Consider the following 25,046-nt stretch of genomic DNA (forward strand, 5'->3'; position numbering starts at 1 on the left):
CCACCCCGGGGGGGCGCGGCACACCACTCTGCGGCCCCCCCTTTTGTGCCCCCCGGCCGGTCCGGCGCCTCCCACGGTCGACCCGCTGCTGGGCTGCAACCGGGAGGAGTACCGGCTGTGGTTCGTGCCGAGCGGAGCGCTGGACCGGGTCAGCCGCCTCACACTGAGGCTCGCCCTGCTGAAGTTCCGGATCCCCGGCAGGGTGGCCCGGCTCTACCGAGCCGTCCGGCCGGACGCCTCACCCGGAGTGATCCTCGGCGAGATGGCCACCGACCTGCTGCTGCGAGGGCCCTTCAACCGGCCCGGACGGACCGCCCCGGGATCAGACGAGGTCGAACCGGTCGAGGTTCATCACCTTGTCCCACGCCGCGACGAAGTCCTTCACGAACTTCTCCTTCGCGTCGTCGCTCGCGTAGACCTCGGCGAGCGCCCGCAGCTCGGAGTTGGCCCCGAAGACCAGGTCGACCCGGCTGCCGGTCCACTTGACCTCGCCCGTGGCCGAGTCGCGGCCCTCGAACGTGTTCGCGTCCCCGGACGTCGCCGTCCACGTCGTGCCCAGGTCGAGCAGGTTGACGAAGAAGTCGTTGGTCAGGGATCCGGGGGTCGTCGTGAGGACACCGAGCGACGACTGCTGGTGGTTCGCGCCCAGGACGCGGAGACCGCCGACGAGCGCCGTCATCTCGGGGGCGCTCAGCGTCAGCAGGTTCGCCCGGTCCGTCAGCAGGAACTCGGCCGGCAGCCGGTTGCCCTTGCCGAGGTAGTTGCGGAACCCGTCGGCGGCCGGCTCCAGCGCGGCGAAGGACTCCACGTCGGTCTGTTCCTGCGACGCGTCCACCCGGCCCGGCGTGAAGGGGACCTCCACGTCGAAACCGGCGTCCTTCGCCGCCTGCTGGACGGCCGCGGCGCCGGCCAGCACGATCAGGTCGGCGAGCGAGATCCGCTTGCCGTCGGTCCGGGCGGAGTTGAACGACTCCTGGATGCCCTCCAGGGTGCGCAGCACCGACGCCAGCCGGTCGGGGGAGTTGCTCTCCCAGCCGCTCTGCGGCTGGAGACGGATACGGGCGCCGTTCGCGCCGCCCCGCTTGTCACTGCCGCGGAACGACGAGGCCGACGCCCACGCGGTGGACACCAGCTCCGACACGGACAGGTCCGAGGCGAGGACCTGGCTCTTGAGGGAGGCGACGTCCGTGGCGTCGACGAGCGTGTGGGTCACTGCGGGGAGGGGGTCCTGCCACACCAGTGTCTCGGCCGGGACCTCGGGGCCGAGGTAGCGCACGACCGGACCCATGTCACGGTGGGTCAGCTTGAACCACGCCCGGGCGAAGGCGTCCGCGAACTCGGCCGGGTCCGCCAGGAAGCGCCTCGAGATCTGCTCGTACGCGGGGTCGAACCGGAGCGCGAGGTCCGTGGTGAGCATCGTCGGGGCGTGGCTCTTCGACGCGTCGTGGGCGTCGGGCACGGTCCCCGCCCCGGCGCCGTCCTTCGGCCGCCACTGGTTCGCGCCCGCCGGGCTCTCGAACAGCTCCCAGTCGTGGCCGAACAGGATCTCGAAGAAGGTGTTGTCCCAGGTGGTCGGGGTGTTCGTCCAGATGCCCTCGAGGCCGCTGGTGATCGTGTCGCCACCCTTGCCGGTGCCGTGGCTGTTCTTCCAGCCGAAGCCCTGCTGCTCGATCGGGGCGGCCTCGGGGTCCGGGCCCACGCTGTCCGCGGGGCCGGCACCGTGGGTCTTGCCGAAGGTGTGACCGCCCGCGATCAGGGCGACCGTCTCCTCGTCGTTCATCGCCATCCGGCGGAACGTCTCACGGATGTCACGGGCCGCGGCGAGCGGGTCCGGGTTGCCGTTGGGGCCCTCCGGGTTGACGTAGATGAGGCCCATCTGGACGGCGCCGAGGGGGCTCTCCAGCTCCCGGTCGCCGGTGTAGCGCTCGTCGCCGAGCCAGGTGGTCTCGGGGCCCCAGTAGACGTCCTCGTCGGGCTCCCACACGTCGGGACGCCCGCCGCCGAAGCCGAAGGTCTCGAAGCCCATCGACTCCAGGGCGACGTTTCCGGTGAGAATCATGAGGTCGGCCCAGGAGAGGCTCTGGCCGTACTTCTTCTTGACCGGCCACAGCAGGCGCCGGGCCTTGTCGAGATTCCCGTTGTCCGGCCAGCTGTTGAGGGGGGCGAAGCGCTGCTGCCCGGCCCCGGCGCCGCCGCGGCCGTCGCTGATCCGGTAGGTGCCCGCGCTGTGCCACGCCATCCGGACCATGAACGGGCCGTAGTGGCCGAAGTCGGCCGGCCACCAGTCCTGAGAGGTCGTCAGCACCTCGGCGATGTCCTGCTTCACGGCCGCGAGGTCGAGGGTCCTGAACGCCTCGGCGTAGTCGAAGTCCGCACCGAGGGGGTTGGCCACGGCGGGGTTCTTGGCGAGGATCTTCAGGTTGAGCCGCTCCGGCCACCACTGGCGGTTTCCGCCGCCCTGCGTCGGGTGGGGGGCACGCCCGTGCGCGACGGGGCAGCCACCTCCGCCCTCCGTCTTGGCGTCTACGACGATTGCGTCATGGTTCTCGGACATGGGAATCCTTCCGGGCTGGGCGGATCACGTTGCTCAGGTACTGCGGGCGGTCGTGCGGTCGGGGAGCAGGAGCGGGTGAATCGGATGTCGCCGGCCGGGAGGCGGAGTCGCCGGACGCGGGCGGCGAAGGGGCCCGGTCACCCGCCCGGTCGGTCGATGCCGGCAACGGCACCACGCCCCAGGGCCGGGCCGAGGCGACGTGGGTGTCCGGCCGAGGCGGGAGTGGCGCGACGCGGACGGCTGTCATTCGCCGACCGGCACCGCGCGGGTCCTCGGTGGTGGTCCCGTCACGTCTCGGTCTCCTGTCGTACTGGAGAGGCTTCCCGTCCCTTGGCTATTGCCGGAACCGATCCTACGATGGATGGAGTCCAGGTCAACAAGCGCGCCAAACTCGTATTCAATCGGATCCCGGACGCTCACCCGGTGAACATCGGACATCCGGCCGAACCTGAACAGGTGAACCGAACATGAGTGACCTGCTGGAGCGATTGCGGGCCCGTGGCTGGCGGATGACCTCGCAGCGGCGTGTCGTCGCGGAGGTCCTCGACGGCGACCACGTACACCTCACGGCCGAGGAGGTGCACGCCCTCGCGGTCCGGAGGCTGCCCGAGATCTCGCGCGCCACCGTGTACAACGCCCTGGGCGAGCTGGTCTCCCTGGGTGAGGTCATGGAGGTCTCCACCGACGGCCGCGCCAAGCGCTTCGACCCCAACGCGCACCGCCCGCACCAGCACCTGATGTGCTCCGGCTGCGGCGCGATCCGCGATGTCCACCCGACCGGCGACCCGTTGGCCGGCCTCCCGGCCGAGGAGCGTTTCGGCTTCACCGTCTCCGACGCCGAGGTCACCTACCGCGGACTGTGCCCGGACTGCGCCCCGGCCGTGCGCCCCTCCCCGGCGGGCGACGCACCCCACTGAGCGGACACGCCCGGGGCACGGTGCGCCCCTGACGGCGTGTCGGCGTCGGTGTGCCCCCTGCGCCCCCGCGCGCGTCGTGCGAGAAGGACCCGCCGCGGCACCGGACCGGTGCCGAACCCGGCTCACACCGGCGTCAGACATCCCGCCGGCGTGAGCTATCTCCCGTCGGCGGGAGATCGACGCCACCCCTGGTGATCGGTACCGTCCACGGGGACAGCGGATGCCGATCCCGGCAGCCGGAGTGACATCGCCACCTGGGGCCGCGTGCCCGCAACACGACAGGGGACATTGATGTTCCGCAAGGTATTGGTCGCCAACCGGGGCGAGATCGCGATCCGCGCGTTCCGCGCGGCGTTCGAGCTCGGCATCTCCACCGTGGCCGTGTTCCCCTACGAGGACCGAAACTCGCTGCACCGCGCCAAGGCCGACGAGGCCTACCAGATCGGCGAGAAGGGCCACCCGGTACGGGCCTACCTCTCGGTCGACGAGGTGATCAAGGCCGCGCTGAAGGCGGGCGCCGACGCCGTCTACCCCGGATACGGCTTCCTGTCCGAGAACCCGGGCCTCGCCGCCGCGTGCGCCGAGGCCGGAATCACCTTCGTCGGGCCCCCCGCTCCCGTACTGCACCTCACCGGCAACAAGTCCCGGGCCGTCGCGGCCGCCCGCGAGGCCGGCGTTCCCGTCCTGAAGTCCTCGGAACCGTCCACCGACGTCGACACGCTGGTCGCCGCGGCGGATTCCATCGGGTTCCCGGTGTTCGTCAAGGCCGTCGCCGGCGGCGGCGGGCGGGGCATGCGGCGCGTCGCCGAGCCCGCCGAGCTGCGGGAGTCGATCGACGCGGCGATGCGCGAGGCGGAGTCGGCGTTCGGCGACTCCACCGTCTTCCTGGAGCAGGCGGTCCTCAACCCGCGCCACATCGAGGTGCAGATCCTCGCCGACACGCAGGGCAACGTCGTCCACCTGTACGAGCGGGACTGCTCGTTGCAGCGACGCCACCAGAAGGTGGTCGAGATCGCGCCCGCCCCGAACCTCGACCCCGAGCTGCGCGCACGCATCTGCGCCGACGCCGTCGCGTTCGCCGAACACATCGGATACGTCAACGCGGGCACCGTGGAATTCCTGGTCGACGAGCGCGGCAACCACGTCTTCATCGAGATGAACCCGCGCATCCAGGTGGAACACACGGTCACCGAGCAGGTCACCGGACGGGACCTGGTGATCGGGCAGCTCCGCATCGCCGCGGGGAAGTCCCTCCCGGAACTGCGCCTGACGCAGGACGACATCGTCCTCAACGGCACGGCCATGCAGTGCCGCATCACCACCGAGGACCCCGCCAACGGTTTCCGCCCCGACACCGGCACCATCTCCGCCTACCGCTCCCCGGGCGGCCCCGGCGTACGGCTCGACGGCGGCACCGTCCACACCGGTGCCGAGGTGTCCGCCCACTTCGACTCGATGCTGGTCAAGCTGACCTGCCACGGTCACGACTTCGCCAACGCCGCCCGCCGCGCACGGCGGGCGATCGCCGAGTTCCGCATCCGCGGAGTGGCCACCAACCTGCCCTTCCTGGGCGCCGTGCTCGACCACCCCGGCTTCCGCGAGGGCCGCATCACGACGAGCTTCATCGCCGAGCACCCGGAGCTGATCAGGGCCCGCCCCTCCGCGGACCGCGGAAGCCGCATGCTCGCCTATCTCGCCGAGACGACCGTCAACCGCCCCCACGGCCCGCGCCCCCAGGTCATCGACCCGGTCGCCAAGCTCCCTCACCTCCCACCGGGAGCACCGACCACCGAAGGCTCACGCCGGCGCCTCGCGGCACTCGGGCCGGAGGCGTTCGCGGCGGAACTGCGTGCGCAGCGGGCCGTCGCCGTGACGGACACGACCTTCCGCGACGCCCACCAGTCCCTGCTGGCCACCCGGGTGAGGACGCGCGACCTGCTGGCCGTCGCCCCGCACGTCGCCCGCACCGCACCGGAGCTGCTCAGCCTGGAGTGCTGGGGCGGCGCCACCTACGACGTTGCCCTGCGTTTCCTCGCCGAGGACCCCTGGGAGCGGCTCGCGGCCCTGCGGGAGGCGGTGCCCGACATCTGTACGCAGATGCTGCTGCGCGGCCGCAACACCGTCGGCTACACGCCCTACCCCGTCGAGGTGACCGAGGCGTTCGTCGCCGAGGCGGCGGCGACCGGCATGGACATCTTCCGGATCTTCGACGCGCTCAACGACGTCTCGCAGATGCGTCCCGCCATCGACGCCGTACGCAACACCGGTACCGCACTCGCCGAGGTCGCCCTCTGCTACACCTCGGACCTGTCGGACCCGTCCGAACAGCTCTACACGCTCGACTACTACCTGCGTCTCGCGGAGCAGATCGTCGAGGCCGGCGCCCACGTCCTGGCCATCAAGGACATGGCCGGCCTGCTGCGCCCGCCCGCTGCCCGCACCCTGGTCACCGCACTGCGCGAGCGCTTCGACCTCCCGGTGCACCTGCACACCCACGACACGGCGGGCGGCCAGCTCGCCACGCTGATCGCCGCGATCGACGCGGGCGTCGACGCGGTCGACGCCGCCGTCGCCTCGATGGCGGGCACCACCAGCCAGCCGTCCCTCTCGGCGCTCGTCGCGGCCACCGACCACACCGAACGCGCCACCGGGCTCTCGCTCGACGCGGTCGGCGGACTCGAGCCGTACTGGGAAGCGGTACGCAAGGTCTACGCGCCCTTCGAGTCGGGGCTGGCCTCGCCCACCGGGCGCGTCTACCACCACGAGATCCCCGGCGGTCAGCTGTCGAACCTGCGCCAGCAGGCCATCGCACTCGGCCTCGGCGACCGCTTCGAGCTGATCGAGGACTGCTACGCGGCGGCCGACCGCATGCTGGGCCGGCTGGTCAAGGTGACCCCCTCGTCGAAGGTGGTGGGAGACCTCGCCCTGCACCTGGTCGGCGCCGGGGTCGACGCGGCCGACTTCGAGTCCGACCCCGGCAAGTTCGACGTACCGGACTCGGTGGTCGGATTCCTGCGCGGCGAGCTGGGCGACCCGCCCGGTGGCTGGCCCGAGCCGTTCCGTACGCGCGCGCTCCAGGGCCGTCCCGCACAGGCCGAGGCCGCGACCCTGTCGGAGGAGGACCGCGAAGGGCTGGGCCGGGACCGGAAGGCGACGCTCAACCGGTTGCTGTTCCCCGGCCCGACCAAGGAGTTCGAGGCCCACCGCGAGGCCTACGGGGACACGTCCGTACTGCCCACGCAGGACTTCTTCTACGGTCTGGAACCGGACACCGAGCACACCGTCACCCTGGGGGCCGGTGTCACGCTCCTGATCGAGCTGGAGGCGATCTCGGAGGCCGACGAGCGTGGCTTCCGCACGGTGATGGCCACGCTCAACGGCCAGCTGCGCCCGGTGTCGGTGCGGGACACGTCCGTCGCCACCGAGGTCAAGGCCGCGGAGAAGGCCGAACGGGGCAACGACGGGCACGTCCCCGCACCCTTCGCGGGTGTCGTGACGCTGCAGGTGGCGCAGGGCGACTCGGTGTCGGCGGGTCAGACGGTGGCCACCATCGAGGCGATGAAGATGGAGGCCTCCATCACCGCCCAGCGCGCGGGCACGGTCACGCGACTGGCGATCGGGAAGATCCAGCAGGTCGAGGCCGGCGATCTGCTCATCGAGATCGGCTGACACCGCGTCGTCAGGACCGGCGGCCGGCCCGGGAATCCCACCGGGCCGGCTTTCCGCGCCCCGGGAATCCCACCGGGCCGGCTTTCCGCGCCCCGGGAATCCCACCGGGCCGGCTTTCCGCGCCCCGGGCCGTCGTCACCCGGCGGCCGGGGCGCGCTCGGCCTCGATACGGCGCAGGCGTTCGGCGTCCGAGGTGCGGGGGCAGGTGCCGCAGGCCTCCTCCGGGCGGATCGTGTAGTAGAGACAGCACCCGGTCCGGTCCCGCGTCGGGTGCGACATGCCGTCCGCGTCCGTCAGCCACCGGAATCCCGCGCCGGCCGGGAAAGGCCGGACAGGCCCCGGGAGCAGCCGTCCGGCGGCGGCGACCGCCTGTGCCTCCTCGCCCAGCATGCGGCCCACGTACCAGATGCCCGAGACGAGGTCGTCCTCGACCATGCCCCACAGCGCCCGGTGCCCGCGCCGCACGCGGGGCCCCAGCGCCGCGCACAACGGGCGCACCAGATCGGCGACGGCCGTGCGCAGCACGTCGCCCAGCGAGGCCTCGTCCGGCACCGTACGCACCCCCGAAAGCCCCTGTGCCGGGTCGCCCGGCAGGCAGGCGAACGTACCCGGCACCACCTGGTACCGGTCCTCGCACCGGCCGACCCGTACGTCCTCCGGGCGGACCAGCGGCACCCGGCGGTCCAGGTACCAGGGCCCGGCGACCAGCAGGCACATCGACCAGAGACAGTCGTGCAGCAGCCGGGAGGCGACCACGTCGGGGCGGGCCCGGTGGTCGTAGCGGTCCGTGATCCTGGTGGCCTCCGCGTCGAGGAAGGCGTCCAGCGCACCGGGCCGGAGCGCCAGTTCGGCGACGTCGACCCAGCTCCGCCCGGCCGGGACGCCGGGCTCGGCGACCTCCGCGTCCAGGCCCGGACAGAGCCGGGTGAGGCGGCGGTAGGTGGATGCGAGGAGGGCGGCGGAGCTCTCGGCGGGCCGGAGGGGCGCCGGTGCCGGGGCGAGGATCACGAAAGGCTCCTGGAGGGACGTGCGCACGAAGGGGCGCGATCCGCGGCCGTGGCGGCAGTCGGCGGATCAGCTTGCTTAGGGGAGCCTCACCTTACTACCCGTCAGCAGGTGCTCCGGCGAACCCCCCGCTCGTGTCGATCAGTTGGTGGAAATAGGTTTGCCTAACCTAAGCTCTCTTTCGATTCCCGTCGTACCAGCGTGCCGGAAGTGACCGCCCATGCAGACGTACCTGCTCGCCCTCAATCCGACCGACTCGGTCGTCAGCGGCTTCCTCCCGGCCGCCGGGCGGCTCGGCCTGTCGGTGACGCTGCTGACCGACAGGCCGGAGACGTACGGACCACCCGGCTCCCTCGGGCCGGACGTTCAGGTCACCGCCTGCGACGTCCGCGACCACCACGCCGTGATCACCCACATCGCGCGGCGCGGGCGGCCCGCCGCTGTCTTCACCAACAGTGACCACCTCCAGACCCAGGGCGCCCTCGTCGCCGAGTTCTTCGGCCTGCCCGGCAAGAGCTGGCGGGCCGCCCTGCGCACCAAGGACAAGGCCCTGATGCGCCGACACCTCGCGGCCACCGGGGCCGACGCCGTCCGTGCCGTCGAGGTCCTGCCCGGCCAGGCGCCGGACGCGTGCGTGGAGGCCGGGGGAGTGCCCTACCCCTGCGTCGTGAAACCCCGCGAGGGCGTCGCCAGCGAGGACGTCGTACGGGCCGACGACCCCGCCGCACTCCTGCGCCTGTGCGGGGAGATCCGCGCACGCCGACCGGACGCCGCCCTGGTCGTCGAGGAGTTCCTGCCCGGCGAGCTCTACACCCTGGAGACCCTGGGCGACGGCCGCCGTCTGCACGTCCTCGGCGGATTCCACACCCGTCTCTCGCCCCCGCCGTACTTCGTGGAGGAGCGGCTGACGTACATCCCCGAGCCCCCCGAAGCCGTACGCGCGCAGATACTCGGCCGGCTCGCGCAGCTCGGCGTGGGATTCGGGGCCTGCCACACCGAGTTCGTCGTCCACGAAGGCCGCGCGCGCATCATCGAGGTGAACTACCGGGCCATCGGCGACCACTGCGACCTCCTCCTCGCCGACCTCCTCGGCATCCCGCTCTTCGACCACATACTCGCCACCCATCTGGGTGAACCCCTCCCCGAGAGCCTCGGCGCGCGCACGGACCGCGCCGCCCGGATCGACTCCCCGTGCGCCGACCGTGCCGGGGTGCTCACCTCCGCACCCGGCGCGGCGGACCGCACCGAGGGGGACGTACGCCTCACCTACCGCCCCCTGCGCCCGACCGGTGAGCGCCACCCGCTGCACCGCACCAACCGTGACTACCTCGGCATCCTCCGGACCATCGGCCCCGACCAGGACACCGTGGACCGCGCCGCCGACGCGTTCCTCGCCGCCCAGCGGTGGGAGATCACCCCGTGACCGCCGCCCCGCCCCGCGCCACCGGCCCCGGGACCACCGGCCCCTGGACCACCGAACGCCCGGCCGCGGACCACCAACTCCTGCGCGTGCTCGGTGCCCTGCTGCGGGAGGACGTGGCCGGGCTCCGCACCCGCGGCACCCTCCTCCACCGTGCCGACGGCCCCTGGCTGCGGCTCGGCACCGGCCACGGCCAGGCACTCCTCCTCCCCGTACGCGAGGACGGCTTCCAGAGCACCTGGGCCGCGCGGCTGCCCCTCCTGCGCCAGGAACCCGACGCCACCGACCTGACCACCTGCGACGCCGTACTCGCCGCCCTCGCCAGGCTCGCCGCCCCGGAGGACGCGCCCGGCTACACGGCCTTCGCGGAGGAGTGCCGCAGCGACCTCGCGGCCCGCCACCTGCACGCCGCGACCCGCGACACGGTCCTCGCCCGCCTGACGGACAGCCACGGGCCGCGCCCGGCACACTGGCACGGCCACACCGGATCCCTCGCCCACGACACCCTCGCGGCCCGGACCGACCACCCCGTCCACCCCGTACCCCGAGGCCGGAAAGGGCTGGGGGAGCCGGAACTGCGGTCGTACGCACCCGAGTTCCACCCCCGCTTCGCGCTCCGCTGGCTGTCCCTGCCCGCCGAGCACGTCACCACGGCACCCGCGGCCGGCTCCGGCGCCGCCTCGCACCCCGGCCCCGACGTGACCCCGCCCACCGGCCCCGCCCGGGAAACCGGAGGCGTACGGCTGGACGACGGCTGGCCCACCCCCGCCGAGCTGGGCCTGCCGCGCGGCCACCACGAGGGACACGTCCTGCTGCCCGTCCACCCCCTCACCGCCGCGGGCCGCCTCCACGACGCCCTGGCCGAGACCGGCCTCGCCCGGCACGCGGTCCTCGCCGAACGGCCACTGGTCCACGTCGTTCCGACCCTGTCCATGCGGACCGTCGCGCTCGCCGACCGGCCCGGCACCCACCTCAAACTCCCACTCGCCACCGCCACCCTGGGCCTGCTCAACCGGCGTACCGTTACCCCCGGCTCACTCCGTGACGGCGCCGCCGGGCAGCGCCTCCTGGAGGGCGTCCTGCACCGCGAGACCCGTTTCGCCGGGCGCGTCCTGCTCGCCGACGAGAGCTGCTACGCCCACGCCGGCCACGAACTCCTCGCCGTACTCCGCCGCACCCAGCCGGCCGGACTCGACGACGCCACCGTCCTCCCGCTCGCCGCACTGCTCGCACCGGCCCCGGACGGCGGCCTCGTCATCGGCCACCTCGCCGACCGTTTCCACGGCGGCGACCGGGTCGCCCTCGCCGACGCGGTGCTGACCCTGCTGCTGGACTGGCAGACGACCCTCTTCGGCCACGGCATCGCCCTGGAGTCCCACCAGCAGAACATCTCCCTGGTCCTCGGCGGCGGCACGGACGGGCCCCGGCTGCTCCTGAAGGACAACGACGGACCGCGCGTCCACACCCGTCGGCTGGCCGAGGCCTGGGGGTGCGCCGAACCGACCGCCGACGCCCTCGGCTTCGCAGACCGGCGGATATGCGTCACGGAGGACGGGGCCGTCGCCGACCTGTTCACCGCCATCACCGTCCACCTGTGCGCGGGTTCCCTGGCCTTCGGCCTCGCCGCGCACGGCACCGCGCCCCTCGGCCGGCTGCTCGGGCTGATACGCGACCGGCTCGCGGAGGCGATCGACCGGACCGCCGTCACCCGGCCCGGCGCCGCGGCCGTACTGCGCGCCCGCGTCCTCGACGCGCCCGAACTGCCCGTGAAGGCCATGGTGACGGCCGGCACCCTGCTCACCAAGGCCCGGTCCGGCGCAGCCGACATCAACAAGCACTACACCACCGGCCCCAACTACCTTTTGCGGAAGGCATGAACCCCGATGCCCAGCACGACCACACCCCGCACCCCGGCCCGCACCCCGCTACGCCCGCCCACCGCCGACGAGGCGGTCGGCCACACCCTCCTCAACTGCCTGCTGCGTGAGGCGACCGCGCCGGAGGACCGCACCCTCACCGACGGCCGGCTGGTCCTGCGCCTGCCGCACACCGACACGCTCCTACGGGTCGGCGTGCGCCGCGCCTCCCTCCTGGGCGCACACCGCTTCACCGGCCCCGCCGACGTCCGCGAGGGCCTGCCGGACGGCGCCTGGACGGCGATCGGATGGCAGCGGCTGGCCCAGCTGGTCCATGCCGAACTCTCCCTTCGCACCGGCACGGAGAACGACGAGTTCCTGGCCCAGGTGGCCGCCGGGCACCGCGCCGTCGCCAGCGCCCTCGGCCGCCGCGCCACCGCTCCGGCTCCCGCCCTTGCGGTGGCCACCGACGACCCGGCGGCCCGCCCCGGGGATCCGACGGCCGTCTACCTCGCCTCCGAGCAGTCCCTGATCCTCGGCCACCGCTTCCACCCCACGCCCAAGGCGCACGGTGCCGACCCCGAGGCCTGGGCCGCGTACGCCCCGGAGGAAGGCGCACGCTTCCCGCTGCACCTGCTCGCCGTCCGGGAGGGGTTCGTCGCCGAGGACACCGCCGAGCCCGGGGGAGCGGCCGCCCTCGACCGGACCGGTGAGGCACCGCCCGGATACCGGCTGCTGCCCGCACATCCCTGGCAGTACCGACTGCTCGGCGACCACCCCGCCCTGCGGGCCGCCGTCGCCCGCCGGGACGTGCTCGACCTCGGTCCGTCCGGAGCCCCGGTCACCCCCACCGCCTCCGTGCGCACGGTCCACGACGGGCACGCCTTCCTCAAGTTCAGCCTGGACGTCCGCATCACCAACTGCGTGCGGAAGAACGCCTCGTACGAGCTCACCGGCGCCGTCGCCCTGACCCGGCTGCTCGCCCCCGTCCTCGCCGACCTCACCCGGCGCCACCCGGCCGCCGGTGTGCTCCGCGAGCCCGCCTACCGCTCGCTCGCCCTCCCCGGCGCGGACGGCCGCCCCGACCGCACCCTGCTCGAAGGCTTCGGGGTGATCGTCCGGGAGGGCCTCGCCGGGCACACCCCCGCGGGCACCACTCCGCTGCTGGCCGCCGCCGTCGCCGACGAGTACCCGCTGGGCCCCGGCCGGGTCTCCGCGCTCCTCGCGGGCGCCGGACCGGACCGGGCCGCCGAGTGGTTCGGGCGCTACACCACCCTGCTCGTGCCACCCGTCCTGACCGCGTTCTTCCGCCACGGTGTGGTCCTCGAACCACACCTCCAGAACGTCGTCGTCTGCGTCGGCCGCGACGGCTTCCCGCAGCGGGTCCTCTTCCGGGACCTCGAAGGCACCAAACTCCTGCCCGACCACCACGCCGCCGCGCTGCGCGCGCTGCCCCGCGAGGTCGCCGAACCCCTCACGTACGACCGGCGGCGCGGCTGGGACCGGGTCGTCTACTGCCTCTTCGTCAACCACCTCGCCGAAGTCCTGGCCGCCGTCGCCGACCTCCACCCCGAGACCGAACCCGCCCTCTGGCGGCAGGTACGCGCCACCGTGGAGCGGAGCGCCGACACCCTCGGCCGACCGCCGCGCCTGCAAGCCCTGCTGGCAGGCGCACCCCTCCCCGCCAAGGCCAATCTGCTCACCCGCTGGCGCCGCTCGGCGGACCGGGACGCCGGGTACGTCCACCTGCCCTCCCCGCTGGCCGTACCGCCCACCGCATGAACCCCGCGCCCGCCACCGACGAACGGATCACCGGTGCACCCCTCCCTGCTCACCCCCGCCGTACGGGCCGAAGCGCAGGCCCTTCCGGCCGCCGAACTGCCCAGCTACGTACACGATCTGACCGCTCTGCGACTGCACGCGGCGGCCGTGCGCGCCGCCCTTCCGCGCACGGTGGAGCTGTACTACGCGGCGAAGGCCAACCCCGCGGCCGAGATCCTCGCCGCACTCGCCCCGTGGACCGAGGGCTTCGAGGTGTCCTCCGGCGGCGAGCTCGCCCATGTCCGGGCCGCCGTGCCGGGACGGCCCCTCGCCTTCTCCGGCCCGGGCAAGACTCCTGACGAGCTCGCCGCCGCACTGGCCGCCGGGGTGGAGCGCGTGCACGCCGAGAGCCTGCACGAGGTGCGGATGCTGCGGGCACTGGCCGCCCGCACCCACGTCCCCGGCAGCCCGCCCACCCGGGTCCTGCTCCGTATCGACCCGGCCGTCCCGGAAGGGACGCTGACGGGCAGCGCCCTCACCATGGGCGGCCGCCCCACGCCCTTCGGCATGGGGACGGAGGAGGCCTCCGAAGCGCTCCGCCTGCTCACCGGGGACGACTGCCCCGGCCTCGAACCCGCCGGTGTGCACGCCCACCTGGCCAGCGGCCTGCCCGCCGGCGCCCTGCTGGACGTGGCCGGGGCGATCGTGGACGCCGCCGCCGACCTGTCCCACCGTCACCGGACGCCCCTTCCCGAGGTCGGTGTGGGCGGCGGCATGGCCGTGGACTACACGAGCCCCGGCGACCGCTTCGACTGGGCCGCCTACGGAGCGGGCCTCGACGCCCTGGCCCGCCGTCACCCCGGGGTGCGCCTGCGCGTCGAGCCCGGCCGCGCCCTGACCGCCTACTGCGGCTGGTACGTGACCGAGGTGCTGGACGTGAAGCGCAGCCACGGCGAGGACGTGGCCGTGGTCCGCGGCGGTACCCATCACCTGCGGACACCCGCGGCGAAGGGGCACGACCAGCCGGCGGAGGTGGTGCCGGTCGAGCCCTGGCCGCATCCGTGGCCGCGTCCGGCGGCGGTGGGCGACCGGGTGACGGTCACCGGTCAGCTGTGCACCCCCAAGGACGTCCTGGCCCGGGGGCTGGAGGCGGCCGGACTCCGGGCGGGCGACCGGGTGGTCTTCGCCCTGGCCGGTGCCTACGCCTGGAACATCTCGCACCGCGACTTCCTGATGCATCCTCCGCCGGGCTTCCGATTCCTCGGCGGGGCGGGGACAGCACCCACCAAGAGATGTTAATTTAGGTAAGCCTAACCTAAGGAGATGAGATGGCAGTCGCCCCTGCCCGCACCGCCGAGCTCTCCCACGCGGAGCGGATCCGTTCCGTCGTCGCCGCCGCGGGCTCGCTCAGCCTGACCACCGCCGGCGCGTCGTACGACCTCATCGCCATGCACACGGTCGACAGCGGGCGGCTCACGCTCCGGGTGCCCGACGACACACCGCTCGCGGCGGAGATGGTGTGTGCCCCGCACGGCGCCCTGGGCGCGCTCGTCGAGTTCACCGATGTCGCGCCCGTCCGGGCACGCGACCGGATCCGCGCCCGGGTCACGCTGTCCGGTTGGTTGACCCGGTCGGGGCGGCGGGACGGGGACGTACTGATCCTCGGCCTGGACCCGGCGCGCGCCGGCGTCCAGTGGCACGGACGCGTCGAACACGTGGATGTGGACGAGGTGTTCAGGTCGGATCCGGACGCCCTGGCGGTCCATGAGGCGGCCATGCTCGGCCACCTGGACGACGACCACCGTGACGTGGTCACCCGGCTCGCCCGCCTCGCCGCCCCCGAGGTCCGCCGGGGGGTGGTCGCCGTCCGCCCGTACGCCATGGACCGGTACGGCTTCACCCTCCGCTACGAGTACGCCCAGGGCCACCGCGACGCCCGCCTCCTCTTCCCGACCCCGGTGCGCGACGCCGCGGAGGTCGGCGGCCAGGTGGAGCTGCTGCTCGCGCACGCCCGGCGCTGCCGGGGCGAGTCCCACTTCTGAGCTCCCCGTACGGGCGGCCGTCCACGGGGCCCGGTGTGTGCCGGGCCCTCGCGGCCACACGGCACGTACCGGAGCGACACCGGCCAGGGTTGTGACGGACGCAGATGGTGCGGAGCCGTACGCCGCGGCGCTGACCCGCGCCTCGCCCTCGGTCTGCGCGTGGCCCTTCACCGGCCCGGAACGGAGCGTGACCGCTGCCCTGTACGGCGCGGGCGCCGTACAGGGCAGCGAGGGTCACGGCTTCCGGGCCACGAGCCCCCACTGGTCGACGGGAGCCGGGTCCTCGTCCGTCGGGCGCCAGAAGGCGATGGACACGAAGCCCGGTTCGAGCAGCTCCAGTCCCTCGGCGCATCCGGTGATCTCCTCCGGTTCCCGCACCAGGTACGGCGGGTTGTCGCCGGAGTCGTAGGCCTCCTGCGCCGCCAGGGTCTGGGGTGTCTTCACCGTGTCGCAGAGCACCAGATAACTGCCCGAGGGCATCCGGGACATGTACCGCTGGACCACCTCGATCCCCTCGGCCGGGGTGAGGTGCCCCAGGGTCGACATCAGGAGGACGGCCACCGGCTCCGAGAGGTCCAGCGTCCTGGCCGCCTCGTCCACCACCGTGTCCGTCAGGGACAGGTCGGCGTCCACATAGGCGGTCCGTCCCTCCGGCGCGCTGGTCAGCAGAGCCGCGGCGTGGACCAGGACGATGGGGTCGTTGTCCACGTAGACGATGCGGGACTGCGGGGCGACGGCCTGCGCGACCTCGTGGGTGCTGTTCTCCACCGGCAGACCGGTGCCCACGTCCAGGAACTGACGCACGCCCAGGCCCGCCAGATGGCGCACGGCACGGGCCTGGAAGGCGCGCGAGGCCTGTGCGATGTCGGCCATCTGCGGATAGGCGGCGGTGACCGCGTCGGCCAGCTCCCGGTCGACCGGATAGTTGTCCTTCCCGCCCAGCCACGCGTTCCACACCCGCGCCGAATGCGGAATGTCCGATCGGATCTTCTTGCGGAACTCGACGTCGTCGACAGCCATCACAGTCTCCTACTCACCCGGCATGCACAGCAGTTGACCCTGACCCAGGGTCTCGTGCGGGTCGTACCCACAGCACGACCGTACCGCTGCCCAGGTGGGAGGACGTACCCGGCCGTGCCCTCGGGGACGTCGACGCAGGCGCTGCGGCCCGCGAGGGGCCGGGCGGAGACGGGACCGGCGCCCCGGGGACACCCCCCGGGACGCCGTGTGACCGGACGTCAGGCGCAGTACTGCGCCTGCTTGCCGATCGAGCGGTACATGCAGTCCGCGTTCTCCACCAGTTGGAGCACCGCGTCCCGGTTGCGCGAGGTCTCCCGCTCGATGACCTCGTCGGGCGGGTAGAAGCCGCCGCCCGAGGACGAGCCGGGGTACATCTCGAAGGTGTAGCCGAAGATCTTCTGCGAGCCCCACAGCCAGTCGTCGATCGAGCCGTCGGTGATGTAGAGGTCGCTGGACTGCTCGGCGGTGTAGCCGTTGCTCGCGCCCATCTTCTGGCCCACGGCGGCGAACGCGTTGCGGTCGTCGGCCGTCATCCCGGTCGTGGTGTCGCTGTACGTGTAGCCGAACGGCCACAGCACCAGCTCGCTGTACGTGTGGAAGTCGATGCCCGCCCTGATCTGCTGCTTCCCGCCGACCACCCGGCTGCGGACGAAGTCCGCCACGACCTTCGTCTCGGGTGCGGACTCGGCGGCGGCACCACGGTAGGTCTCCGACGAACGGCTGGACGAGGAACCGCCGCAGCAGCCCCAGTTGTACGCCCAGTTGCGGTTGAGGTCCGTGCCCACGTAGCTGGAACCGGCGTTCGGCTGCCGGTTCTTGCGCCAGCTTCGGTAGGAGCCCGACGCGATGTCGTACTCACCGCCGTCGGGATTCATGTCCGGCACGATCCACAGCTCGCGGCCGTCGACCGCCTGCGTGATCCTGGAGTCGGTGCCGTAGTCCTCACCGAGCTCGCGGAGCAGGTAGAGCGCCATCTCGACGGTCAGGTGCTCACGGGCGTGCTGGTGCGCGGTGAAGAGGACCTCCGGTTCCGCCTCGTCCGTGCCGACGTTGTCGCTCACCTTGATCGCGACGATGTCCCGGCCCTGGTAGGTCTTCCCGATCACGCGCTTGTTCATGATCGAGGGATGGGCCGCGATGCGCGCGTCGATCTCCGCGCTCATCTCGGCGTAGTTGTGGTACTTGGAGTCCGCCGAAGGGAAGTCCAGCGTGCCGACGGGCCCTTGTGCCCGCGGCTCGGCGGCCGGAGCGGGCAGTACCTCAAGTACATGGCCACCCGCCCGGAGCCTTTCGGCCTGGGCGGTGTCCGCGGTGATCACGACGCCGTGGTCGTGCACCTCGTCGATGGAGACACCGGCCCGCGCGATCGCGGTGCGGTCGGCGGGGGTGTGGTGCCCGGTGATCTCGTACTGCCGGGTCCGCTCGTCCGCGGTGACGGCCGCGTTCCGGGACGAGGCGTCGGCGCCGGTCACAGCGGTGACGGGGGCGGCGAGACCGAGGGCGAGCAGGACGGCGAGAGTGGCCGTGCGTCTGACTTTCGTCGGCCGGGGTTTCCGTGCGTTGACGAGTCGCATGCTGGCAGTCTCCTGAGTCCGGTGGGGTGGGGGGGTGGAGCTGTGCGACGCGCACATGGTCCTGACAGGAGAAGACCGGGTCAAGAGAGAGGTTCCGGCCACCGGCGGGAGGAGGCCCCCGGGGGAGGCCGCACAGCGTCCCCGGCCGGCCCGGGCGTCCACGGTGCGCCGGGCGTCCAGGACGCGGTGCCGGCCGGGTACGTACCCGCACCCGGCCGGCCCGCCACCAGGCCGGCTTCGCGCCGGCCCCCGCGACCCCGGCTGCCCGCTCCGGGTCTACCTCCCCGCGCGCAGGAACACGGGGGCCAGAGCCTCGGCCGAGGTGGTCACGTCCCACAAGGGGGTGCGGTCCACTGGTCGGCCGGTGCCTCCACCGTCTCGCCCCGTGAGAGGCGATGGGCGCAGGACGAGAAGAAGTTCAGCCACTTCTCGCTCCCGGCCGGTTCGTGACCGCAGACGAGGCTGACGGGCAGCACGGTGGCGGGGGACACGGCCCGGGACAGCAGCGTCTGCTCGGCGATCAGCTTGGCCGCCCCGTAGGCGTTCGCGGGCGGGACGGGCGTGGTCTCGACGTTGTGCGGTGACGAGCCGTCGAACACGTTGTCCGTCGAGATCATGACGATGCGGTCCAGCGGGGTCGGCCGCCGGACGGCGCGGGAGGTGAGCGTCACCCGGTGCCCCCGGCGGTCAGCAGCCGGGCGACTCGACGAGGCAGACGGAGAGCCCGGCGTCCTCGCTGAGCCGGGACGCCAGCACACAGCCGGCGACACCTCCGCCCAGGACGACGACGTCGTAGGAGGCCATGGACGGGGCGGACGTCATCGTCATCGTCCGCCCTCGGCTCCGCCGCCCGTGGACACCGGTTCGCCCGTCAGCTCCGCGACCTCCGCGAGGAGCCCGGCGCGGTCGATGGCGTCGCTCCCGGTGGCCGGGACGGTGCAGGCGTAGGCGCCGGCCACGGAGCCGTAGAGGGCGCTACGGCCCAGGTCCTCGCCCGTCAGCCGGCCGAAGAGGAAGCCGGAGGCGAAGGCGTCACCCGCCCCGTTGGAGTCGACCACCGGCTTGCGCGGCTCGACCACGGGGATGTGGACCAGCCCGTCGGCGGTCAGCAGATACGCGCCCTCGGCCCCCGCGGTGGCGATCACGGCCTCGGCCCGCCCCCGCTCCAGGATGCGGTGCATGGTCTTCTCCTTGTCGACCAGGGCGGCGGTGGACACGAAGACGATGTCCACGCCGTAGGCGAACGGCTCGTGATACGGGTTCTCGCCGTCCCAGTTGTGGAGGTCGGTCGAGATGCTGAGACCCGCTTCGCGCAGCTGGGGGAGGGTGAACGCGCACGGATACGTGATGGAGACGTGCGCGTGGCGACTCGCCGAGGCCAGGGAGCGGACCAGCTCCTCGGGGAGGCGGTCGGACTCCTTGGAGCGACTGTCGTCGTAGAGGGAGAGCCGCCGCCCGTCCGGGCCGACGAGGTTGACGGCCCGCTTCGTCCCGCCGGGCAGGGGCACCTCGGTGAAGCCGATGCCCCGGTCGCGGTGGAAGGCGCGGATGAGGTCGCCGGAGGGATCGTCCCCGATCATGTCGAGGTGGTGCGTGCGCAGCCCCAGCGAGCTCAGGCCCAGCGCCACGAAATCGCCGGTCTGCCCGGCCCGGGTCTCGATGCCCGGCCGGATCATGTAGCTGTCCGCGTACGGGAGCGGGAGTTCGGGGACGTACACGATCGTGTCGACGCCCGACCCTCCTAGGACGAGGACGTCGTATCCGCTGCTCATCGCTGTTCCTCTCGCACACGAGGGAGGGTGTCCGGCCCTCGCGCAGACATCGTGGGAGTGTCGGCAACCACCTTTGATTGCAGGTGAGTTAAGCAGCCGGTGACGATCTCAGCAAGAAATTGCAGAGTGTTTCAGCAAGATGTTGCGAACGTTGTCCCGAAGGTGCCGGAACCGGTTCCGTGGCCGCTTTCCATGGGGCCGCCGGTGCCCGGGAGATCGGTCCGTACGGTGGCCGACGACCCGTTCCCCAGGGCGAGCGGCGTGGACTCCGTGCTTTCGGCCAGGTGGTCGCCCAACGCCCCGACGTCCTCGCGGGTGTCGCCCGGGCCCGGATCGGTGCGCAGCGGCTGCCAGGACTGCTGGACCACGCTTCCCCTGCCCTGTCCCCTCGCGGACGAGGGGCTTCGCCGGGAGATCAACGAAGGCTGCAGGCGGTGGAGAACCGGAACTCGGCGCACAAAGACCTGTTCGACGGCAAGGACAGTGAACTGACCGGCGAAGACCGGGAGAGCATGGAGGTCAGCATGCTCGCACTGCACCTGCTCCAGTCCGGCCTGGCCCACGTCAACACCCTGCTGATCCAAAAGTCCCGGCCCGAGCCGAAGTGCGCCGAGCGCCTCACCAACGCCGACCGGAGGGGCCTGTCGCCGCTGTTCTGGACCCACGTGAACCCCTACGGCCGGTTCGACCTGGACATGAGTTGCCGGCTCGACCTGGTGACGGCGCCGTGGTGCCCAGCCGGCGGTCCGGGCAGCGAGCCCTGACCGCCGTGTGATGCCCGCTCACCTCGCATGACGGGGGAGCAGTAGTCCCCGGGTTACGTGTTCGTCCACAGCTCCCTGGCACGAGTGAGAGTGCCTGGACCTGGGCCTGTTACCTCGTTCGGGTGACCGCAGGCCGTTGGGACTTGGGACCGCGGATCAACGAGGCATGGACGCTCGACCTGGACGACGTCCGGTGGGAGCTTGGCCGGATCGGCGCGCTCAACGGACGAAACCACAGACCTTGCCGGTCGGGCACGGCTCGCCAGCACCGGTGCCATCGGTGAGCGCAATCAGGTAGAACATCGCCACGAGCAGCAAAAAGCCGCCTATGACGACCCACAGCGCATTGCGGCCGTACCGAGCCGTCATCTTCTGGCCCCGGGTGTGGCGAGCCGGGCTGGCCGCATCGTGACGGTCACCCGTCATAATTCCCCCAGGATTGCTCACTCTGCGGACATGAGTACCTGGGCTGTGCCCACCTCTGCCCGACCTCATGCGGATCGCCCGGGGGCGAGAGCAGCCGTACGGCGGTCAACGGTGAGATTGAACATGGGGGCCGGTCACGACGTCGGCGGGTCCGCCGGCTTGGCTCGCTGCGGGAGGACCGTCTCGCGCCGGACCAGCATCGCCACGCACTCGGCGATCTTCCGGGTGCGCGTCTCGGCCCGCTTGACGGCATTGACCCGGCTGATGAGGGCGAAGCGGTTGGCCTTGGTGAGCACCTCGAACATCGCCTGCGCGGCCGGGTCGGCGGCGATCGCGGCTCGCAGGTCGGCCGGCACCTCCGCTTCCGATGACGGCGCATAGGCGGCCGTCCACCGCCCGTCGGCCTTCGCGGCGTCCACCGCGGCGCGGCCGGCGGGCATCATCAGGCCGGCCGCCTCCAACCGGGCCACGTTGGCAACGTTGCGCTGGGACCAGACGCTGCGGGGCCGGCGCGGGGTGAACCGCCTCCAGGAACTCCCCTCGTCGCGCTTGCGGGCCTGCCCGTCGATCCAGCCGAAGCACAGTGCCTCGTCGACCGCCTGCTGCCAGGTCAACGTGGTAACCAAGCCGCCCTTCCTGGTCAGGGCGAGCCACACGCCAGGAGAGGCGGTGTGGTTGTCCAGCAGCCACGCGCGCAGTGCCGCGCCGTCAGCAACGATCAACTCATCCAGCTCGGTTCCGGTCACCACCGCAGGTTAGTGCCGCGACCCGGTGTTGCGATCTGTCGGGGTAACTCGTCGAGCCCGCAGCGTCGGTGTCCGCCTGGCTAGCCCTCACCGAAGCCACCCTGGTGAACGGCTGCCTGCACATCGCCCCCGGCCCCCACGAACTCGGCTACCGGCGCGTGAAGTGGAGGCCGAGCACGGGGACAGCGACACACGGCCGCGCGGACCAAGCCTCCTGGCCGAGGCCGGGTTCGGGCATGGCGACGCTGTTCCCGTCCCGGTCGCGGCAGGCGACGCCAATCCTCCTGGGTGTCGCGCTGCCGCACCGTTCCGTTGGGGGACTCGTGGTCGGCAGGGGGCACGGGGCCGGTCTGGGTCGGACCGGGCACGGTCCGCATCCGTACCCGTGTGGCCCGGAACCGTACGGTCCCGGGCCCCACGGGGGAATCACTTCCGTCGGTTGTCGGCCGGGGGTCACGCTTCCTTGAGCTTGTTCACGATCCACTCGCCGAGTTCGCGGGTCATGGTGGTGTGGCCTTCGTTGGTGGTGGCGCAGTGGTAGTCGTGGAGGTCGCTGTGCTGGGGGTCGATCTTGCTGTAGAGGGCGTCGGGGTCGTCGATGCGGGCCGAGGACACGGCGCTGATGGTGGGGACGAAGGTGGAGGCGTTGTGCGTGAGTTGCGCCTCGGTCTTGTTGACGAGGCCGGCGAGCATGGCGGCGATGCCGAAGTTGGCGGCATCGTTGAAGGCGGGGGCCACGGGGAAGAGGCCGCCGGGTGCGGCGTCGAGTTCGGGGAATCCGGTGGTGCGGATCTCTGCCGGTTCCTGACCCGGCTTGTCCAGCCGGGCGACGGTCTGCGAGCCCGTGTCCTGGGCGTCGAGCCGGCCGATCAGATGCGGTCCGTAGGCTTCCATCGCGGAATGGCCGGCGGGGATGTCGTTCCCGGCGCCGGTGCCGGTGCCGTTGGCAACGCCGAGGAGGCGGGGAATCTGGGGCCAGTCGCCCATGCGATCCAGGGCTTCCAGGAAGTCGGTCCGGTCCTGGTGCTGTCCGTCGGCGACGTCGAGGGTGGTCCCGGTGGCGGTCTCCAGGTGCCAGCGCAGCATCTGGCGCGCGGCGGGGCTGTTGACCAGATCGGAGAAGGAGTTGAGGACCGGCTTGCCGGGGCCTCCCCAGTTGTCCTTCACGTAGTGGGCGAACGCCTGGACTCCCAGGGGCAGCCACGCACCGCGGTGCGGGGTGTCGTAGGAGAGGTAGGTGGCGGTCTCGTGCCGCATCCGCTGGCGCTCCAGCTTGGCCAGGGCGTAGCGGGTGACCAGCCCTCCCATGCTGAAGCCGCCGACGGTCAGCGGGTGCTCGCCCTCGCGGTCGGCGATCGCCCGCAGGACGCACTGGATCGCGACCTCGGCGTTGTCGAGAATGGAAGCGGTGCGGTCGGCGAAGCCCAGCAGCACGACGTCGAAGCCGGCCTCGCGCAGCGTGGAGACGAACGGGTACTCTCCGTTCTGCAGGCCGTCGTACAGATCGTCGACCCTGGTCCCGCCGGGGGCGAAGCCGTCGGCGAGGATCACCGGACGCTTGAGGGTCTTCTCGCCAGGTGAGCTGTAGAAGACCCAGGCGGTCCCGCTGGTGGTCCTGGTCCCGAGGTCCCACTTCGTGTCCCAAGGGGCGGGGGCGGCTTGCGCGGCTGCGGATGCGGCCTCTTCAGAGGTGCCCCAGATGTTGACAACAGGATTGGACATGCTTCGGTGTCTCCTCGGTAGCGCGGATGATCACGTCGATCAGCGTCATCGTGCCGCCGCGCGCACCCGCGTCCCACCGGAACCCGTTCGGATCACCCTCACGGGTACGAAAGACCTTCTTCGCGCTCGCTCACACGCCCCTTCTTGAGGTGGGCAGGCGCTGAGGACGGAGATCCCGCGAGCCGGAACCACCTCGCTCGCCGCGAGGGGTGGGTGGACGACAGCACGCCGTGGGTGGCTGTTCCCGGTGCTCTGAGTGATATCGGGGCCGGGATCGAAGGCACCGTGTGAGTGTCGACTTTGGCGGGGACATCTACCGCTGCACCGGAGACCAGCCCAGCTGACCACGCGTCATCACTCGGCGGGGCCCGGCGACAGCCCCACCATTGAGGCCCCACCGCCCTGCTGGACCCCATTCGGACGAGCGCCGTCCCCCACACCCCCGCGGCGGACGATCGTCAGAACCAGAGCTGGCTGTGGTCCGCCCCTTGATTGCGCCGTACAGACGCTCCCCGCCGCTCGAGTGGCCTCCGGCCCGCGCACGTTCCGCTGACTGTGCCAGCCGCTGGAACGGCACCGACAGCCCACTGTCTCCCGGTGCCGGGCAAGGCCCGGAGGCGGTGGCATTCACCCATTCCGGTTGATTGATGCGGGATCCGGCCCAGTGGCATGTGTCCGTGCCAGTGTCGCCACGGGAGCGGCCTGCTCCCGTCGCTGCGGCCCACTACGACGGGCTCGGCCCGGCATTCAACCCAGGGACACCATATGACCAGCACAGTTACCGGATCACCCGAGATCGTCCGGCTGATGACGATCCCCACCCCGGAACGGGATCTGCAGTGGCTCAAGGAGGGTTTGCAGGCGGCCGTGGCCCTGGAACTTTCGACACTCCCGCCATACCTGTGCGGCTACTGGTCGGTCACGGAACCGTCGTCCGAAGCCGCTCGGCTCATTTCGCATATCGCCGTCGACGAGATGTTCCACATGGGTCTGGTCTCCAACATGCTCACCGCGATCGGTGGTACGCCGCGCATCGTCCAGGCCGCGACGGACATCTCCTATCCCGGCCAACTGCCGGGCGGGGTGCGGCCCCAACTGAGTGTGTATCTGTCGGGTCTGACGAAGAGCTACGTGAAGGAGGTGTTCATGGAGATCGAGATGCCGGAACACCCCCTGGCGTTCACCGGTGAGGGCGTGCCGACGATCGGAGCGTTCTACGACGCACTCCTTGACGCCTTCAAGGATGTCAACCCCGCCATCGATCCCACCAGGCAGCTGACCAGCAACGTCGGTGCGACGAACAAACTCGTGGCGATGACCGGCCTCGGCGTCGTCGAGGAGAGCATCGCCCTGATCAAGGAACAGGGCGAAGGCACGCCGGAGTCACCGAGTGGCGGGGACGTCCCGGCCCACTACTACCGCTTCGGCGAGCTCTACCACGGTCACAAGCTGCGCTGGACGGGAACCGACTGGAAGTTCGACGGCGACCCCGTCGCGTTCCCCGACACCTACCCGATGGGCCGGCTCACGACAGCCTCATGGCCCGACCCCGCACCGGACGTGGCCGCACTGCTCGCGACGTTCAACCAGACCTACACCGCCATGCTCGGACACCTCGACAAGGCGTGGGAGACCGGGTCCGCCACAGAGTTGGGCGCGTCGATCGGCAAGATGTACCAGCTCGCTTCTCCCGCGCGTTCACTCATGCAGATGCCGCTGCCGGACAGCGACGGCACGCAGACCTACGGACCCGAGTTCCTCGTCGTGCCGACCTGAACCGGCCCGGCGAATGCGGCCG

At 71.9% G+C, this 25,046-nt stretch carries 21 protein-coding genes; 10 read left to right on the plus strand and 11 right to left on the minus strand.

The genetic code is table 11. The features are described 5' to 3' along the window. Window positions 1-322: 322 nt before the first annotated feature. Window positions 323-2,554: a catalase/peroxidase HPI gene (katG, locus tag ACFWVP_RS03045; RefSeq protein WP_384493177.1), complete on the minus strand. Its 2,232-nt coding sequence runs from the start codon at window positions 2,552-2,554 to the stop codon at window positions 323-325. Window positions 2,555-3,021: 467 nt separating this feature from the next. On the opposite strand from katG, the gene ACFWVP_RS03050 reads away from it, so the two are divergent. Then, window positions 3,022-3,471, plus strand: coding sequence for a Fur family transcriptional regulator (locus ACFWVP_RS03050; protein ID WP_384493178.1), 450 nt, complete (start codon window positions 3,022-3,024; stop codon window positions 3,469-3,471). 291 nt (window positions 3,472-3,762) lie between these two features. Next, complete coding sequence (locus ACFWVP_RS03055) at window positions 3,763-7,140, plus strand: pyruvate carboxylase (protein ID WP_384493179.1); 3,378 nt, start codon at window positions 3,763-3,765, stop codon at window positions 7,138-7,140. A gap of 135 nt (window positions 7,141-7,275) precedes the next feature. On the opposite strand, the gene ACFWVP_RS03060 is transcribed toward ACFWVP_RS03055, so the two are convergent. Further along, window positions 7,276-8,148, minus strand: a complete 873-nt coding sequence (locus ACFWVP_RS03060; protein ID WP_384493180.1) for a (2Fe-2S)-binding protein — start codon at window positions 8,146-8,148, stop codon at window positions 7,276-7,278. A 217-nt stretch (window positions 8,149-8,365) separates the two neighbouring features. Here ACFWVP_RS03060 and ACFWVP_RS03065 point away from each other — a divergent pair, with 217 nt between their 5' ends. From ACFWVP_RS03065 to ACFWVP_RS03085, 5 genes are read left to right on the plus strand one after another with little or no spacing between them, the layout of a single operon-like run. After that, window positions 8,366-9,568, plus strand: coding sequence for an acetyl-CoA carboxylase biotin carboxylase subunit family protein (locus ACFWVP_RS03065; RefSeq protein WP_384493181.1), 1,203 nt, complete (start codon window positions 8,366-8,368; stop codon window positions 9,566-9,568). After that, window positions 9,565-11,442, plus strand: a complete 1,878-nt coding sequence (locus ACFWVP_RS03070; protein ID WP_384493182.1) for an IucA/IucC family protein — start codon at window positions 9,565-9,567, stop codon at window positions 11,440-11,442. Before ACFWVP_RS03065 ends, ACFWVP_RS03070 begins: the two co-directional genes overlap by 4 nt. A 6-nt stretch (window positions 11,443-11,448) precedes the next feature. Next, window positions 11,449-13,203 carry an IucA/IucC family protein gene (locus ACFWVP_RS03075; RefSeq protein WP_384493183.1) on the plus strand — a complete coding sequence of 585 codons (1,755 nt, stop codon included), beginning with the start codon at window positions 11,449-11,451 and terminating at the stop codon, window positions 13,201-13,203. 33 nt (window positions 13,204-13,236) lie between these two features. After that, window positions 13,237-14,481: a type III PLP-dependent enzyme gene (locus ACFWVP_RS03080; RefSeq protein WP_384493184.1), complete on the plus strand. Its 1,245-nt coding sequence runs from the start codon at window positions 13,237-13,239 to the stop codon at window positions 14,479-14,481. Between the two features lie 29 nt (window positions 14,482-14,510). Beyond that, window positions 14,511-15,224, plus strand: a complete 714-nt coding sequence (locus ACFWVP_RS03085) for a DUF2470 domain-containing protein (RefSeq protein ID WP_384493185.1) — start codon at window positions 14,511-14,513, stop codon at window positions 15,222-15,224. A 234-nt stretch (window positions 15,225-15,458) separates the two neighbouring features. On the opposite strand, the gene ACFWVP_RS03090 is transcribed toward ACFWVP_RS03085, so the two are convergent. From ACFWVP_RS03090 to ACFWVP_RS03115, 6 genes are all read right to left on the minus strand, one after another. Beyond that, window positions 15,459-16,244, minus strand: coding sequence for an SAM-dependent methyltransferase (locus tag ACFWVP_RS03090; RefSeq protein WP_384493186.1), 786 nt, complete (start codon window positions 16,242-16,244; stop codon window positions 15,459-15,461). A gap of 218 nt (window positions 16,245-16,462) precedes the next feature. Further along, window positions 16,463-17,818 (minus strand): M14 family metallopeptidase, encoded by a 1,356-nt coding sequence (locus ACFWVP_RS03095; RefSeq protein WP_384493187.1) that lies wholly within the window; start codon window positions 17,816-17,818, stop codon window positions 16,463-16,465. A gap of 326 nt (window positions 17,819-18,144) precedes the next feature. Continuing rightward, window positions 18,145-18,489: a sugar nucleotide-binding protein gene (locus ACFWVP_RS03100; protein ID WP_384493188.1), complete on the minus strand. Its 345-nt coding sequence runs from the start codon at window positions 18,487-18,489 to the stop codon at window positions 18,145-18,147. A 16-nt stretch (window positions 18,490-18,505) separates the two neighbouring features. Further along, entirely contained in the window at window positions 18,506-18,646 is a 141-nt protein-coding gene (locus ACFWVP_RS03105; protein WP_384493189.1) for a lycopene cyclase family protein, read from the minus strand. Next, window positions 18,643-19,590, minus strand: coding sequence for an adenosine kinase (locus ACFWVP_RS03110; RefSeq protein WP_384493190.1), 948 nt, complete (start codon window positions 19,588-19,590; stop codon window positions 18,643-18,645). Before ACFWVP_RS03110 ends, ACFWVP_RS03105 begins: the two co-directional genes overlap by 4 nt. Window positions 19,591-19,721: 131 nt before the next feature. Continuing rightward, complete coding sequence (locus ACFWVP_RS03115) at window positions 19,722-19,958, minus strand: hypothetical protein (RefSeq protein WP_384493191.1); 237 nt, start codon at window positions 19,956-19,958, stop codon at window positions 19,722-19,724. Window positions 19,959-20,024: 66 nt separating this feature from the next. Between ACFWVP_RS03115 and ACFWVP_RS03120 the strand changes: the two genes are divergently transcribed. Further along, window positions 20,025-20,354, plus strand: a complete 330-nt coding sequence (locus ACFWVP_RS03120; protein WP_384493192.1) for a Tn3 family transposase — start codon at window positions 20,025-20,027, stop codon at window positions 20,352-20,354. A 219-nt stretch (window positions 20,355-20,573) separates the two neighbouring features. On the opposite strand, the gene ACFWVP_RS03125 is transcribed toward ACFWVP_RS03120, so the two are convergent. Together ACFWVP_RS03125 and ACFWVP_RS03130 are read right to left on the minus strand one after the other, a co-directional pair. Further along, the gene (locus ACFWVP_RS03125; protein WP_384493193.1) at window positions 20,574-20,780 is read right to left on the minus strand and encodes a hypothetical protein; all 207 of its coding nucleotides are present in this window, start codon (window positions 20,778-20,780) and stop codon (window positions 20,574-20,576) included. A gap of 134 nt (window positions 20,781-20,914) precedes the next feature. Continuing rightward, complete coding sequence (locus ACFWVP_RS03130; protein ID WP_384493194.1) at window positions 20,915-21,529, minus strand: YdeI family protein; 615 nt, start codon at window positions 21,527-21,529, stop codon at window positions 20,915-20,917. A 65-nt stretch (window positions 21,530-21,594) separates the two neighbouring features. Between ACFWVP_RS03130 and ACFWVP_RS03135 the strand changes: the two genes are divergently transcribed. Next, the gene (locus ACFWVP_RS03135; protein WP_384493195.1) at window positions 21,595-21,993 is read left to right on the plus strand and encodes a phytanoyl-CoA dioxygenase family protein; all 399 of its coding nucleotides are present in this window, start codon (window positions 21,595-21,597) and stop codon (window positions 21,991-21,993) included. On the opposite strand, the gene ACFWVP_RS03140 is transcribed toward ACFWVP_RS03135, so the two are convergent. Further along, window positions 21,980-23,248 carry an esterase/lipase family protein gene (locus ACFWVP_RS03140; RefSeq protein ID WP_384493196.1) on the minus strand — a complete coding sequence of 423 codons (1,269 nt, stop codon included), beginning with the start codon at window positions 23,246-23,248 and terminating at the stop codon, window positions 21,980-21,982. The two genes, ACFWVP_RS03135 and ACFWVP_RS03140, sit on opposite strands and share 14 nt — an antisense overlap. Before the next feature lie 765 nt (window positions 23,249-24,013). On the opposite strand from ACFWVP_RS03140, the gene ACFWVP_RS03145 reads away from it, so the two are divergent. Next, window positions 24,014-25,024, plus strand: coding sequence for a ferritin-like protein (locus ACFWVP_RS03145; protein WP_384493197.1), 1,011 nt, complete (start codon window positions 24,014-24,016; stop codon window positions 25,022-25,024). The last annotated feature ends 22 nt before the right edge of the window (window positions 25,025-25,046 follow it).

It is taken from the genome of Streptomyces sp. NPDC058637 (assembly GCF_042717325.1).
Classification (GTDB): Bacteria; Actinomycetota; Actinomycetes; order Streptomycetales; family Streptomycetaceae; genus Streptomyces.

Excerpts from the sequence above, each read along its gene's own strand:
- ACFWVP_RS03105 (WP_384493189.1), bottom strand. The coding sequence starts at position 18,646 with ATGACGATGACGTCCGCCCCGTCCATGGCCTCCTACGACGTCGTCGTC.
- ACFWVP_RS03055 (WP_384493179.1), top strand. The coding sequence starts at position 3,763 with ATGTTCCGCAAGGTATTGGTCGCCAACCGGGGCGAGATCGCGATCCGC.
- katG (WP_384493177.1), bottom strand. The coding sequence starts at position 2,554 with ATGTCCGAGAACCATGACGCAATCGTCGTAGACGCCAAGACGGAGGGC.
- ACFWVP_RS03075 (WP_384493183.1), top strand. The coding sequence starts at position 11,449 with ATGCCCAGCACGACCACACCCCGCACCCCGGCCCGCACCCCGCTACGC.
- ACFWVP_RS03145 (WP_384493197.1), top strand. The coding sequence starts at position 24,014 with ATGACCAGCACAGTTACCGGATCACCCGAGATCGTCCGGCTGATGACG.
- ACFWVP_RS03140 (WP_384493196.1), bottom strand. The coding sequence starts at position 23,248 with ATGTCCAATCCTGTTGTCAACATCTGGGGCACCTCTGAAGAGGCCGCA.
- ACFWVP_RS03125 (WP_384493193.1), bottom strand. The coding sequence starts at position 20,780 with ATGACGGGTGACCGTCACGATGCGGCCAGCCCGGCTCGCCACACCCGG.
- ACFWVP_RS03085 (WP_384493185.1), top strand. The coding sequence starts at position 14,511 with ATGGCAGTCGCCCCTGCCCGCACCGCCGAGCTCTCCCACGCGGAGCGG.
- ACFWVP_RS03110 (WP_384493190.1), bottom strand. The coding sequence starts at position 19,590 with ATGAGCAGCGGATACGACGTCCTCGTCCTAGGAGGGTCGGGCGTCGAC.
- ACFWVP_RS03090 (WP_384493186.1), bottom strand. The coding sequence starts at position 16,244 with ATGGCTGTCGACGACGTCGAGTTCCGCAAGAAGATCCGATCGGACATT.
- ACFWVP_RS03095 (WP_384493187.1), bottom strand. The coding sequence starts at position 17,818 with ATGCGACTCGTCAACGCACGGAAACCCCGGCCGACGAAAGTCAGACGC.
- ACFWVP_RS03065 (WP_384493181.1), top strand. The coding sequence starts at position 8,366 with ATGCAGACGTACCTGCTCGCCCTCAATCCGACCGACTCGGTCGTCAGC.
- ACFWVP_RS03050 (WP_384493178.1), top strand. The coding sequence starts at position 3,022 with ATGAGTGACCTGCTGGAGCGATTGCGGGCCCGTGGCTGGCGGATGACC.